Origin of the sequence: Shimia sp., assembly GCF_039969785.1 — a bacterium.
Taxonomy (GTDB): Bacteria; Pseudomonadota; Alphaproteobacteria; order Rhodobacterales; family Rhodobacteraceae; genus Shimia.
The window spans coordinates 230183-247405 of the sequence record NZ_JBDVNC010000048.1 but is presented as its reverse complement, the minus strand read 5'-3'; the positions used below and the strand labels follow the sequence as shown (position 1 = coordinate 247405).

Here is a 17223-nt window from a genome sequence, read left to right as displayed (position 1 = left end):
AAACACAATTGAGGCGTTCTACCGGTTTTCGATTTCTCCAAATCTCCAAATAACACCGTCCATTCAATACATTGACAATCCACTGCTCAATCCGGGCCAAAGCAGCATCGCATTGTTTGGGTTGCGTGCGCGGATTGTATTCTAAAAGAGCGCAGTTCAAGTTAACTACTCTCTATAAATGAAGCCTGCCCAAATCCGCGTGAGACACAACCTGCCCCGTGCTCTCTCACTGTCCCGCCCAAGATTCTCACATTCAGATGAACGTGATTGAAGCCACTAGACGCTGTCGTGACATATCGCTGAAATTGAATGGCAAGACGCCAAAAGTCCGCTCTGAGCTGAAGGCAACGTTTGTGGTTTCAGGTGAAGCTCACTTTGTCCCGCCGTTCCGACTAAATTTTACCGCGCCAGTTCCGGATGATCATACGCCTCGGGATAGGGTATAGGGTGGTTAGGTCCTAGTGGGATTGTTCCGTTCCATGAGCGGCCGAAATAGCCCTGACGGCAATGGATCAGCGATCCGGAACTGGCAACGCCGGGCAGGGCATAGACGCGGCACAGCCAGCGCCACAGATGCGGGTGATCCAGAATGCGCGCACCGTTCAGTTTCATGCGCACGTAATACACCGGGTCGTGCCGGTAGAGGGTCGGGAACAGGCGCAGGTCAGCTTCGGTAAAGTGGTCTCCGGTCAGAAAGGCGCGTCCGTCGCTGAGGCGTGTTTCAAGAGTTGTGAGCGTGTCAAAATACGCGTTGAAAGCTGCCTGATAGACCTGTTGATCTGACGAAAACCCGGCCTTGTAGGCGCCATTGTTGATGGTGACATAGATCAGGTCGTTCAACGTATCGATTTCGCGGCGCAGATCGGCATTCTCTGGTCCTTCTGGATAAAGATCAGGGCGCATGTCCGGGGGGTGCGTGCTGCCAAGCGCGACGGCTTGTGCATTGAGCATGCGAATGATGTCGGCGCTTTCGTTGGTGACGATGCGGTGGTTGAGCTTGTCATAGAGAATGGGCACCGACGCTTCGTTTGACCCCTGGGCGGCATATATGTGCGTCGCCAGTCGCATCTGTTGCCCGGTCGCCGTGTCCAATGTGCATTCCGGCAGCGGGGCATTGGTGAGCGTGGCGATCCGGGTGGGATCGAATTCCCACCGGTTGGCGCCGTCGGGTTCCGTTTCTGAGGTGCGGTTGGGAAACGCGACGTCCATGGAGATGCTGTCGGTCAGGCCCAGAATCGCGCGCGCCAGAGTGACCCGGTGGCACCACGGGCAGTTGAGCGCGACGAACAAGTGGTAGCGACCAGGTTGCGCGGGAAAGTCCGGGTCTGGTCCGATGGAATGGCGAAATCCGCTGATGCCGCGCACAAACTCGCCGCTGGCCCGGCGCTGTTTCGCGTTGGTCTGAGATTCTTCTGTGGACGTGTTTGAAGAGGCGGTTTTGTCGGTCATGTCCTGAGCCTTGTTGTGGGCAGCATGGGGAGATTGCAGATTATGTGCCACCCGATTGAACGCCAGCTTAAAATGACGCGCGTAAATGTGGCTGGAGCTTTCTGTTGCGAATCAATGGGTTCTCTGCGCCGCGGCGGTACGAGTTTTGAGTGCGACACAGGCGAATTGTCGCCAGAGCTGAACCAAATTCGCCCAAAAACCCCGGATTCGGCAGGAAATCGGGTGCGCATGCCCGGATTCCATTTCCGTTTTCGCCGTTTCTTCCTATAGTCACCTTCGATGCATGCGCCAGAGACTTGCACGCCCAGGGAGATGTGAACCGATGATCCGTTCGGAACTGATACAGAAAATTGCTGACGACAACCCACACCTTTACCAGCGCGACGTTGAGCGCATCGTGAATACGATCTTTGAAGAGATCACCGATGCTATGTCACGGGGCGACCGGGTCGAGCTGCGCGGGTTCGGTGCATTTTCGGTGAAGAAGCGGGATTCCCGCGTGGGGCGCAATCCGCGCACCGGAGAGTCGGTAGAAGTAGAAGAAAAGCATGTGCCCTTTTTCAAAACGGGCAAACTGTTACGAGACCGACTGAACGGAAAATAAGTAATGCGTTATATTCGTTATGCCTTTCTCGGTGCTTTGGGTGCCGTGTTGATATCTGTGGCTTTGGCCAATCGCGATTTCGTCACGCTGAGCCTTTTGTCCCCGGCGATTGCTGATTTGCTTGAGTTTAATTTTGTAATCCGCTTGCCCATGTTTGTGGTGATTTTTGCAGCGATTGCAGCAGGATTGCTGATTGGCTTCTTTTGGGAATGGATGCGGGAACACAAGCATCGGTCCGGCAAAAACAAAGCCGAACGTGAGCTGCACAAGACCCAGCGCGAGATGCGCCGTCTGAAAGGCCGTCAGAACGAACACAAAGATGAAGTGCTGACATTGCTGGACGAAGCAAGCTGAGAGGCTTTGCATCCGACCTGTCATGGGGTAGGGCAAATGCATGGATATTCGCGTCAAGATTTGCGGGCTGAAACAGCCTGAACACGTGGCTGCGGCAGCCGAGGCTGGCGCGGCTTATGTTGGATTTGTCTTCTTTGAAAAATCACCCCGTAATGTTGGTATGACCCAGGCACGCGATCTTGCGATTGAGGTGCCGGTTGGCGTGGCCAAAGTGGCGCTGACGGTAAATGCGGATGATGCGTTTCTGGACAAGCTGATGGCGGACGTGCCGCTGGATATGTTGCAACTGCATGGCAGCGAAAGCCCCGAGCGGGTTGCCGAAGTCCGCGCCAGATTTGGCCTGCCAGTGATGAAGGCCGTCGGCATTGCGGATGCGTCTGATGTGGGCCAGATCGATCGTTATGGCGCAGTGGCGGATCAGTTGTTGATTGATGCGAAACCGCCCAAGGGCGCGGCTTTGCCCGGCGGAAACGGGCTGGCGTTTGACTGGCGTTTGGTGAACCGCAAATACTGGCCGTGCCCGTGGATGCTGGCCGGAGGTTTGACCCATGATAACGTGGCCGAAGCGGTGCAGATGACCGGCGCGCGTCAGGTGGATGTCAGTTCCGGCGTGGAAACCGCGCCCGGCCTTAAGGACATTGGATTGATCCGGGCCTTTGTGGCTGCGGCCAGTGGCCCGAAAAATGCCGTGCCAAACCTGCGTTAAGGCGTAAATTGCGATGGCAACTTGCCGCAATCCCGCCTAAACACTTTGAAATTGTCCTATCGGAGAGGCCTTATGTCTAACGACCTTTTCAACTCTTTTATGAACGGCCCCGATGATAAGGGCCGTTTTGGTGACTTTGGCGGCCGGTTTGTGTCCGAAACGCTGATGCCGCTGATCCTTGAACTTGAAGCGCAGTACGAAAAGGCCAAGGATGACGCCAGTTTCTGGGCCGAAATGGATGACTTGTGGAAGAATTATGTGGGACGTCCAAGCCCGCTCTATTTTGCGCCACGTCTGACCGAAAGCCTTGGTGGGGCTAAGATTTATCTCAAACGGGATGAGCTGAACCACACCGGGGCGCACAAGATCAACAATGTGCTGGGGCAGATTATTCTGGCGCGCCGCATGGGCAAGAGCCGGATCATCGCGGAAACCGGTGCCGGGCAGCATGGCGTTGCGACCGCCACTGTCTGTGCCAAGTTTGGTTTGAAATGCGTGATCTATATGGGCGCTCATGATGTGCAGCGTCAGGCGCCCAACGTGTTCCGCATGCGGCTTTTGGGGGCCGAGGTTGTGCCGGTCACATCGGGGCGTGGCACGTTGAAAGACGCGATGAACGATGCGTTGCGCGACTGGGTCACAAATGTACGCGATACGTTTTATTGCATTGGCACGGTGGCCGGGCCACATCCCTATCCTGCGATGGTGCGCGATTTTCAGTCGATCATCGGCAAGGAAGTGCGCTGGCAGTTGGAAGAGCAGGAAGGTGAAGGGCGTTTGCCTGACACGCTGATTGCTGCGATTGGTGGCGGATCAAACGCGATGGGTCTGTTTTATCCGTTTCTGGATGACAAGTCGGTCAACATTATTGGCGTCGAAGCAGGCGGCAAAGGTGTTGATGACAAGATGGAACATTGTGCCTCGCTGACTGGCGGACGTCCGGGGGTGCTGCATGGCAACCGCACCTATCTGTTGCAGGATGATGACGGGCAGATTCTGGAAGGCTATTCGATTTCGGCGGGTTTGGATTACCCCGGCATCGGGCCGGAACACAGCTGGCTGCACGACACCGGGCGGGCGCAATATGTGTCTGTCACTGACAAAGAAGCGTTGGGTGCGTTCACGTATTGCTGCGCACATGAAGGCATCATTCCGGCGTTGGAACCCTGTCATGCACTGGCGCATGTGATGAAGATTGCGGGTGATCTGCCCAAGGACCACATTCTGGTGATGAACATGTGCGGCCGTGGTGACAAAGACGTTCAGACCGTCGCCCGCCACCTTGGGTTTGATATGAGCGATACCGAAGGGCGTGCGGCGGAGTAGCCCTCTGACAAACAAAGAATTTCAAGGCGTCCTTCATGGGGGCGCCTTTTTGCTTTTAGGGGCTCTAAACTTTGGTTTAGGCGCTTAAACCTTTGGTCGATAGTGCCGGATTTAAACTTTGGGCTAATAGAGGATGTGGTCGGGTTGGCACAGGTTGAAGACACCGCGCCGAATGAGGCGGCGCATCAACCAAGGAGAACCCAATGAAACGTATTTACCTGACAACCACAGCTATTCTGATCGGCTTTGCAGCATCGGCACAGGCGATGACTTTTGAAGAACGTCTGGTGCAGGAGCTGGAAGCGGACGGATATTCCGACATTGAAGTTGAAACCAAAGACGGGCTTTTGACCATTGAGGCCGAGAAAGACGGCAGCGAAACGGAAACTGTCTATGACATCGCCACCGAGGAAATGGTGTCGCAGGAAACCAGCCTGGAGGACGATGATGACGACGAAGATGACGACGATGATGATGATGACGATCAGGACAATGATGTTGACGCATCCGAAAGCAGCACAGGTAACTGAGACGCCGAAGAAGACGGGGTCCGTGTGATCCCTTGCGCCCGGTCGGTTTTGCCATCCACTCGCGGTTCGGTTAAACGGTAGGCAAGCCGGGCACCTTCTTCTGCCAGCCGGCGCCGGATATTCCGGCGTCGGCGACATCGGGGACAAGTATATGAAGAGAAGTCTTTATTCAGCAGCTCTTGGCGCGATTGCGGCGCTGATGCTGGTCACGCCGGCGGTCGCCGAGACGCGGGTTGAGGCGATCACCCGACAGCTGGCGTCGCAAGGCTATACCGATATTGAAGTGTCCCGAACCTTTCTTGGCCGTGTTCAGATAGAGGCCAATCGCGGCGGGCTGGAACGCGAGATTATTCTTAATCCCCGGTCCGGCGAAATCTTGCGGGATTATTGGGAAGTTGAGGATGATGACGACGATCATGGTGGGATTCTGGGAGAGTCACACGATGACAAGGGCGGTCAGGATGACTGATCTGACCCGAGCGACCATTGCACACAAGGCGGGCATTTTGTGAAGCGGTCGTATTTTCTGATTGCGCTGGTTTTCTTTCAGGCGGTTTGCGCGCTGTTTTTCGTGGCGGAGATCGTGTTGACGATTTTGGGTGCGCGCAGTGCGCCGATCCCCTGGCAAACCCGTGAATTATTGGAGATTGGCGCGGCATTGGGCCTGGTGCTTGGGGTTGTGCTGGGCGGTGTGACGCTGAGGCGGACTTTGGCGGAAAAGGCGCGAGCCGAGAAAAGCCTGCAGCAGGTGCAGACCGCGTTTCGTGATCATCTTGGGGCGACATTTGATGGGTGGGCGCTGACCCCGGCCGAGCGGGATGTCGCGTTGTTTTCCATCAAAGGTCTGTCGGTGCAGGAGATTGCGGATTTGCGCAATACGTCAGACGGCACGGTCAAAGCGCAATGTAACGCGATTTACCGCAAGGCCGGTGTCACCGGGCGGGCGCAGTTGATGAGCCTTTTTCTGGAAGATTTGTTGGCTGAGGACACCGTCTGGAGCACTTCACGAACAACCTGACTCACTTAATGCTGCCTGAAATCAAAGATTTCAACGCGTTAAGGGATGCTTGATGTATCAGGTATTCGGCGAAGTGCTTTAGAGCGCGTGATCCTGAAGGATGTTCAAATTCACCACGTCCAGTGCGCGTTGGTGCGTGGCGGACAGGTTGATGCGCGGGGCGCAACCTTCGTCGTGGGCTTGCAGGAATCGCGCCGCACACAGGCACCACGCATCCCCCGGGGTCAGACCCGGAAACCCGGATTCGGGGCGTGGTGTGCTGAGGTCATTGCCGACATATTTGGAATAGGCCAGAAACTCAGCCGTCATCACCGCGCAGACCGTGTGGCTGCCGTGATCTTGGGGGCAGGTGTTGCAATGCCCGTCGCGGAAATACCCGGTCACCGGGTGATTGGAGCAGGGCGCAAGGTCGGTGCCCAGCACATTCAGAGAGGCGTCTTTTTGGATCATGCAAGCATCATGACACGTCACTGCGTTTGCGGGCAAATCGATTTTGCCCCGGAACGGCCAAATCGCCATTTCAGTTAACAATTGACGGATCGCTGCAAAGCGGGAACGGTCACAGGTATGAAACAGATTGTCGAACCCGCCCGCCGGATTGATGTGATCCATGAAACCGATGTGCTGGTTGTGGGGGCTGGCCCCGGTGGCCTGTCAGCCGCGCTGGCCGCCGCACGGGCCGGTGTTGAAGTGACGCTGGTGGAGCGGTTCGGTTGCTTTGGTGGCAATATCACGGTGGTTGGCGTGGAAGGCATGCATTGGTACCGCCACGAGAACACCGTCGAGTCGATGGGCATTCCCAAGGAATTTGAGGATGCCGCAAAGACTGCGGGTGCGGCTGTGCCTGAAAGCCAGTCGCTGAGTTACGAGATCGACAGCGAAGGTTTCAAGCTGGTGGCGGATCGGATGGTGGAGCAGGCGGGTATTCACGCCATGCTGCATCGCCAGTTTGTGGCGCCGATCATGGAGGGGGATGCCATTGTCGGCATCATCACGGAATCCAAGGCTGGGCGCGAGGCGATACTGGCCAAACGGGTGATCGATGCCACGGGCGATGCGGACGTGGCGCATCGCGCAGGCGCGCCAACGCAGATGACCCCGCCCGAAGCGATGATGGCAGCGTCGGTGATGTTCCATCTGGCCGGGGTCGACAAGGGCCGGTTCATGGAAGGGATCAAGGCGGACCCGCAGACCTATGCCGATTGGGGCGGAGGTGGAGAATGGAACATCGAGACCACCGGCAAGGAAGACGAGATGTTTTCGCCGTTTCTGGGCAAGCCTTTTGCGCAGGCGATCAAGGCCGGAGTGATCCCGGCGCATCTGAACACCATTGCCGGGACGTGGGGCGCGATGCATGACACGGGGGAGCTGACCTATATGAACCTTGTGCATATGGACGGGATCGACGGCACGGATCCTGACAGCCTGACCAAAGGCGAGATCGAGGGGCGTCGTCAGGCGATGCTGGCGATTGAAGCGTTGCGCCGGTTCACGCCGGGCTGTGAAAACGCACGGTTGCGGAATTTCGGGATGAGCCTGGGTATTCGCGACACGCGCAAGGTCGATACCATCTATCACATGCGCGAAACCGATGTGCGCGCGCAGGGCCGGTTCGAGGATACGATTGGCATTTTCCCAGAGTTTATTGATGGGTATGGCGTACTGATCCTGCCCACGACGGGGCGATATTTTCAGGTGCCGTATCGCAATCTGTTGCCTAAGCGCGTGAAGAACCTGTTGGTGTCAGGACGCGCCACCGGGGGTGAACGGATTGCCCATGCCGCGACGCGAAATATGGCGTGTTGTGCGGTGATCGGGCAGGGGGCTGGTGTTGCGGCAGCCATGTCGATCAAACAACAGGGTCGCGATCTGGATCAGATGGATGTGGTTGATATTCAGACAGAGCTGAAACGACAGGGTGCGCGTGTGCACTGAGGTAAAAGTTGCCCCGACGCAAAGTCTTGGCGTCGGGGCGTGTTTATCAGTGGTTGAACTTTTTGATCTCGCCGGAGTCCAGACGCGATGCGTAGGAGGCAAGCTCTTTCTTCACCAGCTTCATCAGGAAGTAGAGGCAGAAGATGTTCACAACAGCCATGGCAAAGATTGCGGCATCAGAGAAGTCGATGACCGGTCCAAGCGAGGCGGCAGCACCAATTACGATGAAGACGCAGAAGATGACCTTGAATGTCAGCTCGGACGTCTTGCCTTCGCCAAACAGATAGGTCCATGCCTTCAAGCCGTAATAGCTCCATGAAATCATGGTCGAGAAGGCAAACAGAACAACCGCGATGGCCAGCACATAAGGGAACCAGCTGATGCCTGAGGCAAATGCCGCAGAGGTCAGTGAAACACCCGAGTTGCCGTCAACAGTTGCAATCGCGTTGCCCGCTTCGTTGAGCATGTAGTTGCCGGTTGCTTCGTCAACGATCAGTTGCTGCGAAATGATGATGACCAGAGCGGTCATTGTGCAGATCACAACAGTATCGATCAGCGGTTCCAGCAAAGATACGAACCCTTCGGTGATTGGTTCTTTGGTTTTCACCGCAGAGTGCGCAATCGCCGCTGAACCCACGCCAGCCTCGTTTGAGAAGGCCGCCCGTTTGAAGCCCTGGATCAGCGCTCCTACCATGCCGCCTGCAACACCAAGACCGGTGAACGCGCCCGCAAAGATCTGACCAAAGGCCCAGCCGATCATGTTGTAATTGACGATCAGGATGATCAGCGCGGCACCAACATAGAGAATGCCCATGAATGGCACGACTTTTTCGGTGACGTTGGCGATGGATTTGATCCCGCCGACAATCACGGCAAAGACAACAGCCGCAAACACGATGCCTGTGATCCAGCCCGGATAGTCCCCGACAATGCTGGAAATCTGAGCGTGTGCCTGATTGGCCTGGAACATGTTGCCGCCGCCAAGCGCGCCAAGAATACAGAAGATCGAAAACACCACCGCAAGGATTTTACCGCCGGGAAGACCCAGCTCGTTGAACCCTTTGGAGATGTAATACATTGGACCGCCCGAAACGGTGCCGTCGCTGTATTCATTGCGATACTTCACACCCAGCGTACATTCGGTAAACTTGGATGCCATTCCCAGCAGACCTGCAAGGATCATCCAGAACGTGGCACCGGGCCCGCCGATGCCAACCGCAACGGCCACACCAGCGATGTTCCCAAGGCCAACCGTGCCCGAAAGGGCTGTGGCGAGGGCCTGAAAGTGGCTGACTTCTCCGGCGTCATTCGGGTCAGAATAGTCGCCTTTGACCAGCTGGATCGCGTGTTTGAAAAACCGGAACTGAACAAACCCGAAATACAGAGTGAAAATCGTGGCGGCGACAACCAGCCACATCACAATCCACGGGAAACTGGTGCCGGGAAAGGGTGCAAAGATCAGGCTTACAAATGGGCCTGTGGCGCTTGCGAACGCCTGATTGACTTTTTCGTCGATGCCCATCGCTTCTTGAGCGGCGAGCGGACTTGTGGCCATGGCTGCCATTGCGGAGGTCAGCCAGAAACGCGTTTTATTGTTCATGATCTGCTCCTATCCGACCACAGTGACGGGCACGTCTGCGTGCATCACAAGGTTTTGGGTCGAGCTGCCAAAAAGACGTTTGGTAAAGCCATCAGCCGATGCGCGCCCAACGATGATCTGAGAGCCGCCGTTTTCAACGGTCAGTTTGTTCAGAGTTTCGGCCACGTCGCCATGGCGGACCAGTCCGGTTGCGTTGAAACCCGCTTCTTTAAGCGCGCTGACGGCTGGTTCGACAATGCGCGCCGTTGCGAGTTCGATTTCTTCATCCCGGCGTTTGTGACGTTGCGCGTTTTCTTCAGCGGTTTGAAATGTGAATGGGGACCATTCGATGACATAGATGGCGAGCAATTCGCAGGAATCCATTTTGGATGCCAGATCTTTTGCGAAGTTGAGTGCGCGTTCACCTGTGTCTGTCCCGTCAAGTCCAATGACAATTTTGACCGTCATTCTGTCCTCCGTGTCAGTGTTTACTCAGTTATCAGAGCGTTTGCCCTCTTAGTGGAGCTGCTGGAAACAATAGCACGTTTCTAGCTTGCCCTGGCGAACAGTATTGGTGATTATCTCTAGACAATGGGCATTTTCTTGGGGTTAATTCAGGAATTTTTGTCATACTGTAGCGCTTTGAAAGGAAAAATACCTAGTGAGCAGAGATTTGGATAGAATCGACCAACGAATTCTGGAAGAGCTTGAAGCCGATGGACGGCTTTCGATTGTAGAGCTTGCGACGCGCGTGAATTTGACAAACACGCCCTGTTCAGAACGAGTGAAACGATTAGAAAGAACCGGGTATATCACCGGGTATCACGCGGTTCTGGACAAGGCGAAATTGGGTATGGGGCACCTGATGGCGGTGCAGGTTTCGCTGGCGGCAACGGCGGGTGAAAACTCGCTGGACGCATTCAACGCGGCGATTGTTTCAGTGCCCGAAGTCGAGAGCTGCCTGATGCTGGCGGGGTCGTTTGATTATGTCATGACAGTCCGCACCCGGGACATTTCGCATTTTCGACAGGTGCTGGGCGAAAAAATCAACAAGATGCCGGGTATCATGCAAACAAATTCTTTTGCTGTCATGGAAGTGGTGAAATAGGCCTGCGCACGCTAGCCGTCTGCGCGGCGCGATCCGTTCCAGTCTGGTTTATTGCGCAGACGCGGCGATGGCCCGGAACATGGCGATGTTTGCGCTGTGAACACCGGATTCGCGAAACAGGCGGTCGGCGGCGGTGCTGGCGATGACAATGCCCAGCGGTTGATTGACATAGATGTATTGCCCATAGATGCCGCGCCCCAGAAATTCGCCTGCTGTCGCGTCGACAGGTATCCACCATTGATAGCCATAGCCGATTTTGCCGGGCGCTGTTTTGGCGCTGGCCTGAGTGCTGGCAGTGACCCAGTCAGCGGGTACAATCTGGTGGCCATCCAACATGCCGTTTTGCAGGAACATCTGCCCAAACCGGGCATAGTCGCGGGTGCGCAGGTTAAGACCGCCCAGCACAAAGGCCACGCCGTCCCCATCCGTAATGTAATAGGGCGCCTGTTCCAGCCCCAGTGGCGCGATGATCTTTTCCGACATCAAAGCGGCAATGTCGCGCCCGGTGGCACCGCGGATCACCATGCTGAGCACATGGGTGTCGATGGATACGTATTTCCATTGCGCGCCCGGCGTGGTGAATGTTGCGCGCAAATCTTCGGTGAAGCCATCCATTGATCCACCCAGAGCCAGCACGCGGCTCATGCGGTTGATGTCAGAACTAAAGGCCAGATAATCTTCGTCAAACAGCACGCCAGAGGACATCTGGAGCACGTTTTTGATGGAGGCACCGTCATACGCACTGCCTTTGAGGGAGGCGGCATATTTTGTGACAGGATCATCCAGTGAGGTGATTTGACCGTCGCTGACCACCACGCCAAAGAGGGCGGACAGGAATGATTTGGCAACTGAGAAAGACATGCGGCGGTCGGTATCTGTGGTGCCCTGATAATAGCTCTCATGCACCAACGCGCCGTCTTTGAGCACAACCAGAGAGGTGACGGTACGGTCTGTTACCCATGTGTCAAAAGCGTCAGGCATGGTGGCGCTGGGCCCCTGGGCCAACGCATGGACCGGTCCTGTACCTCGGTCGATTTCCGTGTTGGGAAAGGCAAGGTTCATGCCCGAGAAATTGCCGACGATCTTGTTGGCATCATACAGTGTTACCACCGAATAGAGGCGATTGACCTGATCGCGCTTCCAGACATAGACAACGGCAATTGCCAGTATAAGCATCAACAGGATGCGGCCCAGCCATTTTCCGAAAGTGCGCATTGGTGTTCTCCCCTTGTCAGGCAAGAGTTGAGCAGGATGTGAGGGTGTCAGGCAAGAGTGACGTCAGGGCAGACGCGCAGGGCCGTGCCAGTCGACCCAGCGGCCATGAAAATCAGCGCGGCCCAGAAACAGGTCGTGATCGCCGGGCCACAGGCGCAGACGGATTGCGGCGCCGGGTGTTTGGTCGTCCGCTTCAAAGGCCAGCCAGGCCAGCGGGGCCTCCGGGGTGGCGGCCTGACCGGCCGATTCAATCAGCGTTTTGCCGCGTTCCTGTGCCTGAGGTGGGAAATACTGCTACGCGATTGTGTGGTAGATCAGGTGCATCGTGCCCGGGACGGCGGAAAGGTGGCTTTCCAACCATTGGATCGCGTCGCCCTTGTCCAGTTTTGCGTCCTGAAGCGAGATGGCGGTGCGGGTGCGCGATAGGCGTTCGGACTGATCCGGCCAGAGATAGGCGAGCAAGCGCAGCTGATCGTCAGGATCATGTGCATCCAGCGGGTTCAGATCGACACCCCGGCGATCGGCAATGTTCAGGTCGGCTTGTGGCGGCAGCGGGCCTGTCCAGTCCGGGGTCAGGTGCACGTCGCCTGGCGCGCCAAAGGATGTTCCGTTCAGCTCAAGACTAAAGCGATCAAACATCAGGTTAAGACCGGCGGAGGGGCCAAGCTCGGTCAGGCGTGTGGGCATGTCAAAGCGATCCGCGAGCAATTGCGTGGCGGCAATCAGCACGGCGGCGCGGCGCACTTCGTTGGTTTGGGGCGCGTGTTCGATCCAGTTGCACAGAAAGGCGTCCTGACTGTGCAGTGCGTGGTCGAGCGCGGCCCACAATTGGGAATCAGTCGCGTCATTGGGCGGATAGGCAGCAGTCAGGTCCGGGTCGATGTTTTGAAGCACAAGCGCATGCAGCCCGCCCGCAATGCGCAGGGGAAGGGACGCGGCGAGGGGGCCGATGTCTCCCTGCCACGCGGCGCATTTGGCGGCCAGTGCCGTATCAGTGGGCCAGTGCGCGGCGAGCATACGCAACAAGCGGCCCATGAACGGGCTGTCGAGCCCTTCGCAGGCCCTGGCCTGATAAAGGAGCGCGGCGTTCAGGGCAGAGGTCACTTAAACTTGTCCATCAGCTGTTGCAGTTTTGAGCGGTCGTCCGGCGCGGCGGGTTGCGCATCGTTTGCCGGCGGCGGGGTCTGTGCCTTGGGGGCGGGTGATTTGGACGAACGTGGCGGGGCCACGCGCAAGGCCACCGCGTTCATGAATTTTCCGGTGTCGCCCTGCGCCAGTTGCACCACACCATCTGAAATGCCACGCAAAAGATCATCCAGCCAATTGGCATCTGCCTTGGGGAAATCGCGCAGTACATAGCCAGACACTGCATTCTTGTTGCCCGGATGCCCGATGCCCAGCCGCACCCGGTCGTATTGCGGGCCGATATGTTGATGGATGGAGCGCAATCCATTGTGGCCTGCATGCCCGCCGCCGTGTTTCACCCGGCATTTGCCCGGGACAAGATCCAGTTCATCGTGAAAAACGGTTATGTCTGTGGAGTCGAGTTTGAAGAACCGCATCGCTTCGCCAACGGACTGACCGGAGAGGTTCATAAATGTCTCGGGCTTGAGCAGGATCACCTTTTCGCTGCCAAGGCGGCCTTCGCTGAGTGCCGCCTGAAATTTGCCCTTCCACGGCGAAAATCCGTGGTCGTCGGCAATCCGGTCCAGCGCCATAAATCCGATATTGTGCCGGTTCTGCGCATATTTGGCGCCCGGGTTCCCCAATCCGACAAAGAGTTTCATGGCGCGTTCCCAAATGGTTGGTGATGGTTGCGGTATAGGTATCGGCGGCTTAGGAATCAATCAAGGGCAGGGCGAGAAGGAGCAGGCGTGGCGGTTTATTTACATAAGGGCATAGATATCGGTTTGCCGGACTGGCTGATCGGGACGGCGATTGAGGGCAAGATTGCATCCGGGGAATATGAGAACAAGGAATCCGAAGCGGCGCTGAAACGTGTGCGCAAGGGCTGGACGGTGCTGGAGCTTGGCGCGGGGCTTGGCTTTGTCAGTTCGATTTGCGCGTCTGTGGCGGGGGCCGAAAACGTGATCAGCGTTGAGGCCAACCCCAGGATGCTGGACCCGGTGCGCGCTAATTTAAACCGCAATGGGTTTGACGAGGTCACATTGCTGCATGGGGCTGTGGTTGGGGATGATCACGAGAGCGAAACGGTGAGGTTTCGCGCCGGGTCGCTGTTTTGGGGCGGCTCGATTGTCGAGGAAGGCAAGAGCCATGATGATATGGTCGAAGTGCCTGCGCTGCCGCTGACGCATTTGCTGGCGATTTATGAGCCCAAGTTTGTGATGATGGATATTGAAGGGGCCGAGCAATATCTGTTCGACCGTCCATGGCCACGCTGTGTGAAACATGTGGTGATGGAAATTCACCCAAGCCGCTATCCGCAAAAGGTGATCCGCAAGATTGTGGACTGTATGTCAAAGTCGGGTCTGACCTATGATCCGGTGATGTCCAGCGGGCGCACATTGGGGTTCATGCGGGTGGCCAAGGGGCGAGGCTAAGGGTGGTCTGGAGCTATGGAAACAAATTGCGGCATGAGGGGGGACGTCATTCGCAGGCTTATTGACCTGGCGATTTTCACAAGTGTCAAAGGGCGCTGTCTATATGACATTTGACTACAACAAACTCTACGGAGAAACATCCAATGCGCTGGGTGATCCAACGCCCATATTGGTCGAGTTCTTTGACAGATTCCCGCACGGCAAAGCGCGCGTTCTGGATGTTGGATGCGGTCAGGGTCGCGACGCTTTGTTCATTGCCAGATTGGGCCACGAGGTGGTTGGCGTCGATATTTCGCCAAATGGTATCCGAGACCTTTTGGCCGTCGCAAAGCGAGAGGGTTTGACAATCGAAGGCGTCGTCGCAGACGTTTCGAATTTCGTGCCCGAAGGTGATTTCGATGTCGTTTTAATTGATCGAACATTGCATATGCTGAGCGAACCCGTGCGGCTTGCAGTCCTGAAAACTATGTTGGGTCACGTTTGCCCGCGAGGCTGGCTTTTGATCGCTGACGAAGTATCCAATATCGAAGCCTTCGAGAAGGTCATTTCCCGTGACAGTGCCCAATGGCAGACCACCCACAAAAATCGCGGATATCTGTTTGTTCAGCGCAGCTAAGTGTCGGGATATCGGTTCAAGGCCACGCGAAAATCCAGCGGGGCCTGAAGTTGCAAACCCTCCAGAGCTACAGATGACTCTGGAGGTTCGTTATGTTTAACCCGGCATCTTTTCGAAAGCTGGGAGCCCGTCTTCGAGCACGGTCGCTTTCATTTTGCTCGACGTATAAACATTCACTTTGGGGGCATATTCTTCGTGTTCGTTTATAACTCCGGCGCGTAGGCCGAGCATGCCTTCGCGGGCAGAGTTCTGGGTAAACAACGGCGTGCCGCAAGTGCCACAGAAGTGTTTGGTCATTGTGGTGCCGGCGTCCGAGCCGTGTTGGAAGGTTTTAGGCGTGCCGGAGATATTTACGTCGTCCTGTTTCATAAACATCAGCGTCGCATAGGCGCTGCCCGTGGATTGGCGGCAAGCGGTGCAGTGGCAATTGGCCATGACTGGAACATCGCCATCGGCTTCAAATGAGACTTCGCCACAGAGGCAGTTGCCGGTAAGTTTTGTCATTGGGTTCCCTTTGCTGTTCGCGGTATTGCTGTCACGACACTAGGGACTTTGAGGTGATCATCAAGAGTTGAACTGAGGTTTGAACAATTGTGATCTTACGTCAGGTTGCTCTTTTGACTGGTTTAGCGGCCTTGTCAGTGCTTTCGCGCAACGCTGTTTCCGGCGTTATCCCCAGCAAACTATCCGGTTCTGCCCACAAGTTGAGCTGGACGTGGAAACGAAAAACGGCGCCCCGAAGAGCGCCGTTTACCAACCATCCGAATGTTCGGCGTGGTCTTATTCTTCTGCAGTTTCTTCGACTGCAACTTCGGCTTCGCCGCCATCATCTTCGTTCTCGGAAGAACGCAGACCTGATGGAGCAGAGATGTTGGCAATCACAAAGTCACGTTCGATGGATGGCTTGGCGCCATCGGGCAGGGTGACGTCGGAAATGTGAACGATGTCGCCCACTTCCATGCCAGCCAGATCAACAGTGATGCTTTCAGGGATTTCGCCTGCAGTCACGTTCAGCTCAACTTCGGGACGTACAACTGTCAGAACGCCGCCTTTTTTGATGCCGGGAGCTTCTTCTTCGTTGATGAAGTCAACGTGGATGAAGAGGTCGATTTTCGACGTACGGCGCAGGCGCAGCAGGTCGATATGGGTCGGAAGGTCTTTGACCACGTCGCGCTGAACACCGCGGCAGATCACGCGAACGTCTTCTGAACCTTCAACTTTGAGGTTCCAGAGGGTCGACAGAAAGCGGCCGTCTTTCAGTTTCTTGAACAGAACATTGAAAGGGATTTTGATCGCTTGTGGATCAACTTCGCCACCATAAACGACACCGGGAACGTAACCTTCGCGACGCGCCTGACGAGCGGCGCCCTTGCCTGTCCCCGTGCGTGCTTCGGCAATAAGATCAGGAATCTGACCAGCCATGATAAATACTCCAATAGATAGGGCGGGGCTCCTCCAAGGCTGTAGCCCCGCGTGAAGCCGCGTCCTTAGCGTGGAATCACCAGATTGCAAAGGGGATTAAGGGCAAAAATGCAGGATTTCGACGGCTAATCGTCCGAATAGTCACTGAGCATCCCATCGGCTTGCAAAACCCGGTCAAAAAGCGCGAACTCGGCGGGGCGCGCGGCGCGCAGTTTGCGTTCCGTGTCCGGCGAAATCTCTGCGGGCATTTCGGGGGATACGTTTTTGGGCTTGGGTTCAATTTCTTTGCCAAACCGCTCGGCCAGAAAATCGCGCAGCAGGCGCTGACGGTCATAGGCGACAAGATGGTGAACCGGCATGGCGCCGTTGCCCAGGGTTAGAAAAGACACCTGGCTGCCGATCCCGGCGGCTTTTGAAGGTTTGTCGGAAATGACATCCAGCACGTATTCATCAAAGCTGACGCCGCCGTGGCAATAGGGGTTGTCACCCATACGGTCGGGGCTGCGATATTTGTACCAGCTGCGGATTACGTCAACGGGATCACGCATCACAGCCAGTCGTTCAGGCGCGACGTTGTATGTAGCTTTCAGAAACGGCGCGAAGCGTTTGTGAAACTTACCCACCGTCATGTGCTTGACGCCCTTGGTGAACACGATGTCGGCCATGGGTCGCATTGCGATTTCAAAGGCGGTGGTGCCGGTTTTTGGCACGGAAAGAAAAGCGAGGTTCTGTTTGAAAAATACCAGCACGCGCGTTTGCCCCGAAAACTGTCGATATACCCGGCGCATTTATCGCGCGCC

At 56.2% G+C, this 17223-nt stretch carries 21 protein-coding genes and 1 pseudogene; 12 read left to right on the top strand and 10 right to left on the bottom strand.

The window, feature by feature from the left end:
* The first annotated feature begins 7 nt into the window (after positions 1 to 7).
* Positions 8 to 145 (top strand): carbohydrate porin, encoded by a 138-nt coding sequence (locus ABJI08_RS22125; RefSeq protein ID WP_348400193.1) that lies wholly within the window; start codon positions 8 to 10, stop codon positions 143 to 145.
* A gap of 254 nt (positions 146 to 399) precedes the next feature.
* On the opposite strand, the gene ABJI08_RS22120 is transcribed toward ABJI08_RS22125, so the two are convergent.
* On the bottom strand, positions 400 to 1449 hold the full coding sequence (locus ABJI08_RS22120) for a glutathione S-transferase C-terminal domain-containing protein (RefSeq protein ID WP_348404017.1): 1050 nt from the start codon (positions 1447 to 1449) through the stop codon (positions 400 to 402).
* A gap of 322 nt (positions 1450 to 1771) precedes the next feature.
* On the opposite strand from ABJI08_RS22120, the gene ihfB reads away from it, so the two are divergent.
* The 7 genes from ihfB (at position 1772) to ABJI08_RS22085 (ending at position 5987) form a co-directional block, all read left to right on the top strand.
* On the top strand, positions 1772 to 2053 hold the full coding sequence (ihfB, locus tag ABJI08_RS22115) for an integration host factor subunit beta (protein WP_348404016.1): 282 nt from the start codon (positions 1772 to 1774) through the stop codon (positions 2051 to 2053).
* Between the two features lie 3 nt (positions 2054 to 2056).
* Complete coding sequence (locus ABJI08_RS22110; RefSeq protein WP_348404015.1) at positions 2057 to 2407, top strand: LapA family protein; 351 nt, start codon at positions 2057 to 2059, stop codon at positions 2405 to 2407.
* Positions 2408 to 2447: 40 nt separating this feature from the next.
* On the top strand, positions 2448 to 3113 hold the full coding sequence (locus tag ABJI08_RS22105; RefSeq protein WP_348404014.1) for a phosphoribosylanthranilate isomerase: 666 nt from the start codon (positions 2448 to 2450) through the stop codon (positions 3111 to 3113).
* Positions 3114 to 3185: 72 nt separating this feature from the next.
* A complete protein-coding gene (gene trpB, locus ABJI08_RS22100) occupies positions 3186 to 4439 on the top strand; it encodes a tryptophan synthase subunit beta (protein WP_348404013.1) in 1254 nt (417 codons plus the stop codon).
* Positions 4440 to 4642: 203 nt separating this feature from the next.
* Positions 4643 to 4969 (top strand): hypothetical protein, encoded by a 327-nt coding sequence (locus tag ABJI08_RS22095; protein ID WP_348404012.1) that lies wholly within the window; start codon positions 4643 to 4645, stop codon positions 4967 to 4969.
* 151 nt (positions 4970 to 5120) lie between these two features.
* Positions 5121 to 5438 (top strand): hypothetical protein, encoded by a 318-nt coding sequence (locus ABJI08_RS22090; RefSeq protein ID WP_348404011.1) that lies wholly within the window; start codon positions 5121 to 5123, stop codon positions 5436 to 5438.
* Positions 5439 to 5477: 39 nt separating this feature from the next.
* Positions 5478 to 5987, top strand: a complete 510-nt coding sequence (locus ABJI08_RS22085; RefSeq protein ID WP_348404010.1) for a LuxR C-terminal-related transcriptional regulator — start codon at positions 5478 to 5480, stop codon at positions 5985 to 5987.
* 78 nt (positions 5988 to 6065) lie between these two features.
* On the opposite strand, the gene ABJI08_RS22080 is transcribed toward ABJI08_RS22085, so the two are convergent.
* Complete coding sequence (locus ABJI08_RS22080; RefSeq protein ID WP_348404009.1) at positions 6066 to 6437, bottom strand: DUF2237 domain-containing protein; 372 nt, start codon at positions 6435 to 6437, stop codon at positions 6066 to 6068.
* 117 nt (positions 6438 to 6554) lie between these two features.
* Here ABJI08_RS22080 and ABJI08_RS22075 point away from each other — a divergent pair, with 117 nt between their 5' ends.
* A complete protein-coding gene (locus ABJI08_RS22075) occupies positions 6555 to 7922 on the top strand; it encodes an FAD-dependent oxidoreductase (RefSeq protein WP_348404008.1) in 1368 nt (455 codons plus the stop codon).
* A gap of 46 nt (positions 7923 to 7968) precedes the next feature.
* Here ABJI08_RS22075 and ABJI08_RS22070 read toward each other — a convergent pair whose 3' ends face one another.
* A complete protein-coding gene (locus ABJI08_RS22070) occupies positions 7969 to 9522 on the bottom strand; it encodes an alanine/glycine:cation symporter family protein (RefSeq protein WP_348404007.1) in 1554 nt (517 codons plus the stop codon).
* A 9-nt stretch (positions 9523 to 9531) separates the two neighbouring features.
* Positions 9532 to 9969: a universal stress protein gene (locus ABJI08_RS22065; RefSeq protein WP_348404006.1), complete on the bottom strand. Its 438-nt coding sequence runs from the start codon at positions 9967 to 9969 to the stop codon at positions 9532 to 9534.
* A gap of 193 nt (positions 9970 to 10162) precedes the next feature.
* Between ABJI08_RS22065 and ABJI08_RS22060 the strand changes: the two genes are divergently transcribed.
* The gene (locus ABJI08_RS22060; protein ID WP_348404005.1) at positions 10163 to 10609 is read left to right on the top strand and encodes an Lrp/AsnC ligand binding domain-containing protein; all 447 of its coding nucleotides are present in this window, start codon (positions 10163 to 10165) and stop codon (positions 10607 to 10609) included.
* A 48-nt stretch (positions 10610 to 10657) separates the two neighbouring features.
* Here the strand turns inward: ABJI08_RS22060 and ABJI08_RS22055 are convergent, their stop codons facing one another.
* The 3 genes and pseudogenes from ABJI08_RS22055 to pth all read right to left on the bottom strand — a co-directional run bounded on the left by ABJI08_RS22055 (position 10658) and on the right by pth (position 13611).
* Positions 10658 to 11824, bottom strand: coding sequence for a serine hydrolase (locus ABJI08_RS22055; RefSeq protein WP_348404004.1), 1167 nt, complete (start codon positions 11822 to 11824; stop codon positions 10658 to 10660).
* 63 nt (positions 11825 to 11887) lie between these two features.
* Positions 11888 to 12928: pseudogene (locus ABJI08_RS22050) on the bottom strand (DUF2332 family protein).
* Positions 12925 to 13611: an aminoacyl-tRNA hydrolase gene (gene pth / locus ABJI08_RS22045; RefSeq protein WP_348404003.1), complete on the bottom strand. Its 687-nt coding sequence runs from the start codon at positions 13609 to 13611 to the stop codon at positions 12925 to 12927. Before pth ends, ABJI08_RS22050 begins: the two are co-directional and overlap by 4 nt.
* Positions 13612 to 13698: 87 nt before the next feature.
* Between pth and ABJI08_RS22040 the strand changes: the two genes are divergently transcribed.
* Positions 13699 to 14385, top strand: a complete 687-nt coding sequence (locus tag ABJI08_RS22040; protein ID WP_348404002.1) for an FkbM family methyltransferase — start codon at positions 13699 to 13701, stop codon at positions 14383 to 14385.
* 103 nt (positions 14386 to 14488) lie between these two features.
* Positions 14489 to 15001 carry a class I SAM-dependent methyltransferase gene (locus ABJI08_RS22035; RefSeq protein WP_348404001.1) on the top strand — a complete coding sequence of 171 codons (513 nt, stop codon included), beginning with the start codon at positions 14489 to 14491 and terminating at the stop codon, positions 14999 to 15001.
* 96 nt (positions 15002 to 15097) lie between these two features.
* Here ABJI08_RS22035 and ABJI08_RS22030 read toward each other — a convergent pair whose 3' ends face one another.
* The 3 genes from ABJI08_RS22030 to ABJI08_RS22020 all read right to left on the bottom strand — a co-directional run bounded on the left by ABJI08_RS22030 (position 15098) and on the right by ABJI08_RS22020 (position 17211).
* Complete coding sequence (locus ABJI08_RS22030) at positions 15098 to 15505, bottom strand: GFA family protein (protein ID WP_348404000.1); 408 nt, start codon at positions 15503 to 15505, stop codon at positions 15098 to 15100.
* Positions 15506 to 15781: 276 nt separating this feature from the next.
* Positions 15782 to 16423, bottom strand: a complete 642-nt coding sequence (locus ABJI08_RS22025; RefSeq protein ID WP_348403999.1) for a 50S ribosomal protein L25/general stress protein Ctc — start codon at positions 16421 to 16423, stop codon at positions 15782 to 15784.
* A 125-nt stretch (positions 16424 to 16548) separates the two neighbouring features.
* Positions 16549 to 17211: a hypothetical protein gene (locus ABJI08_RS22020; RefSeq protein WP_348403998.1), complete on the bottom strand. Its 663-nt coding sequence runs from the start codon at positions 17209 to 17211 to the stop codon at positions 16549 to 16551.
* Positions 17212 to 17223 lie beyond the last annotated feature (12 nt).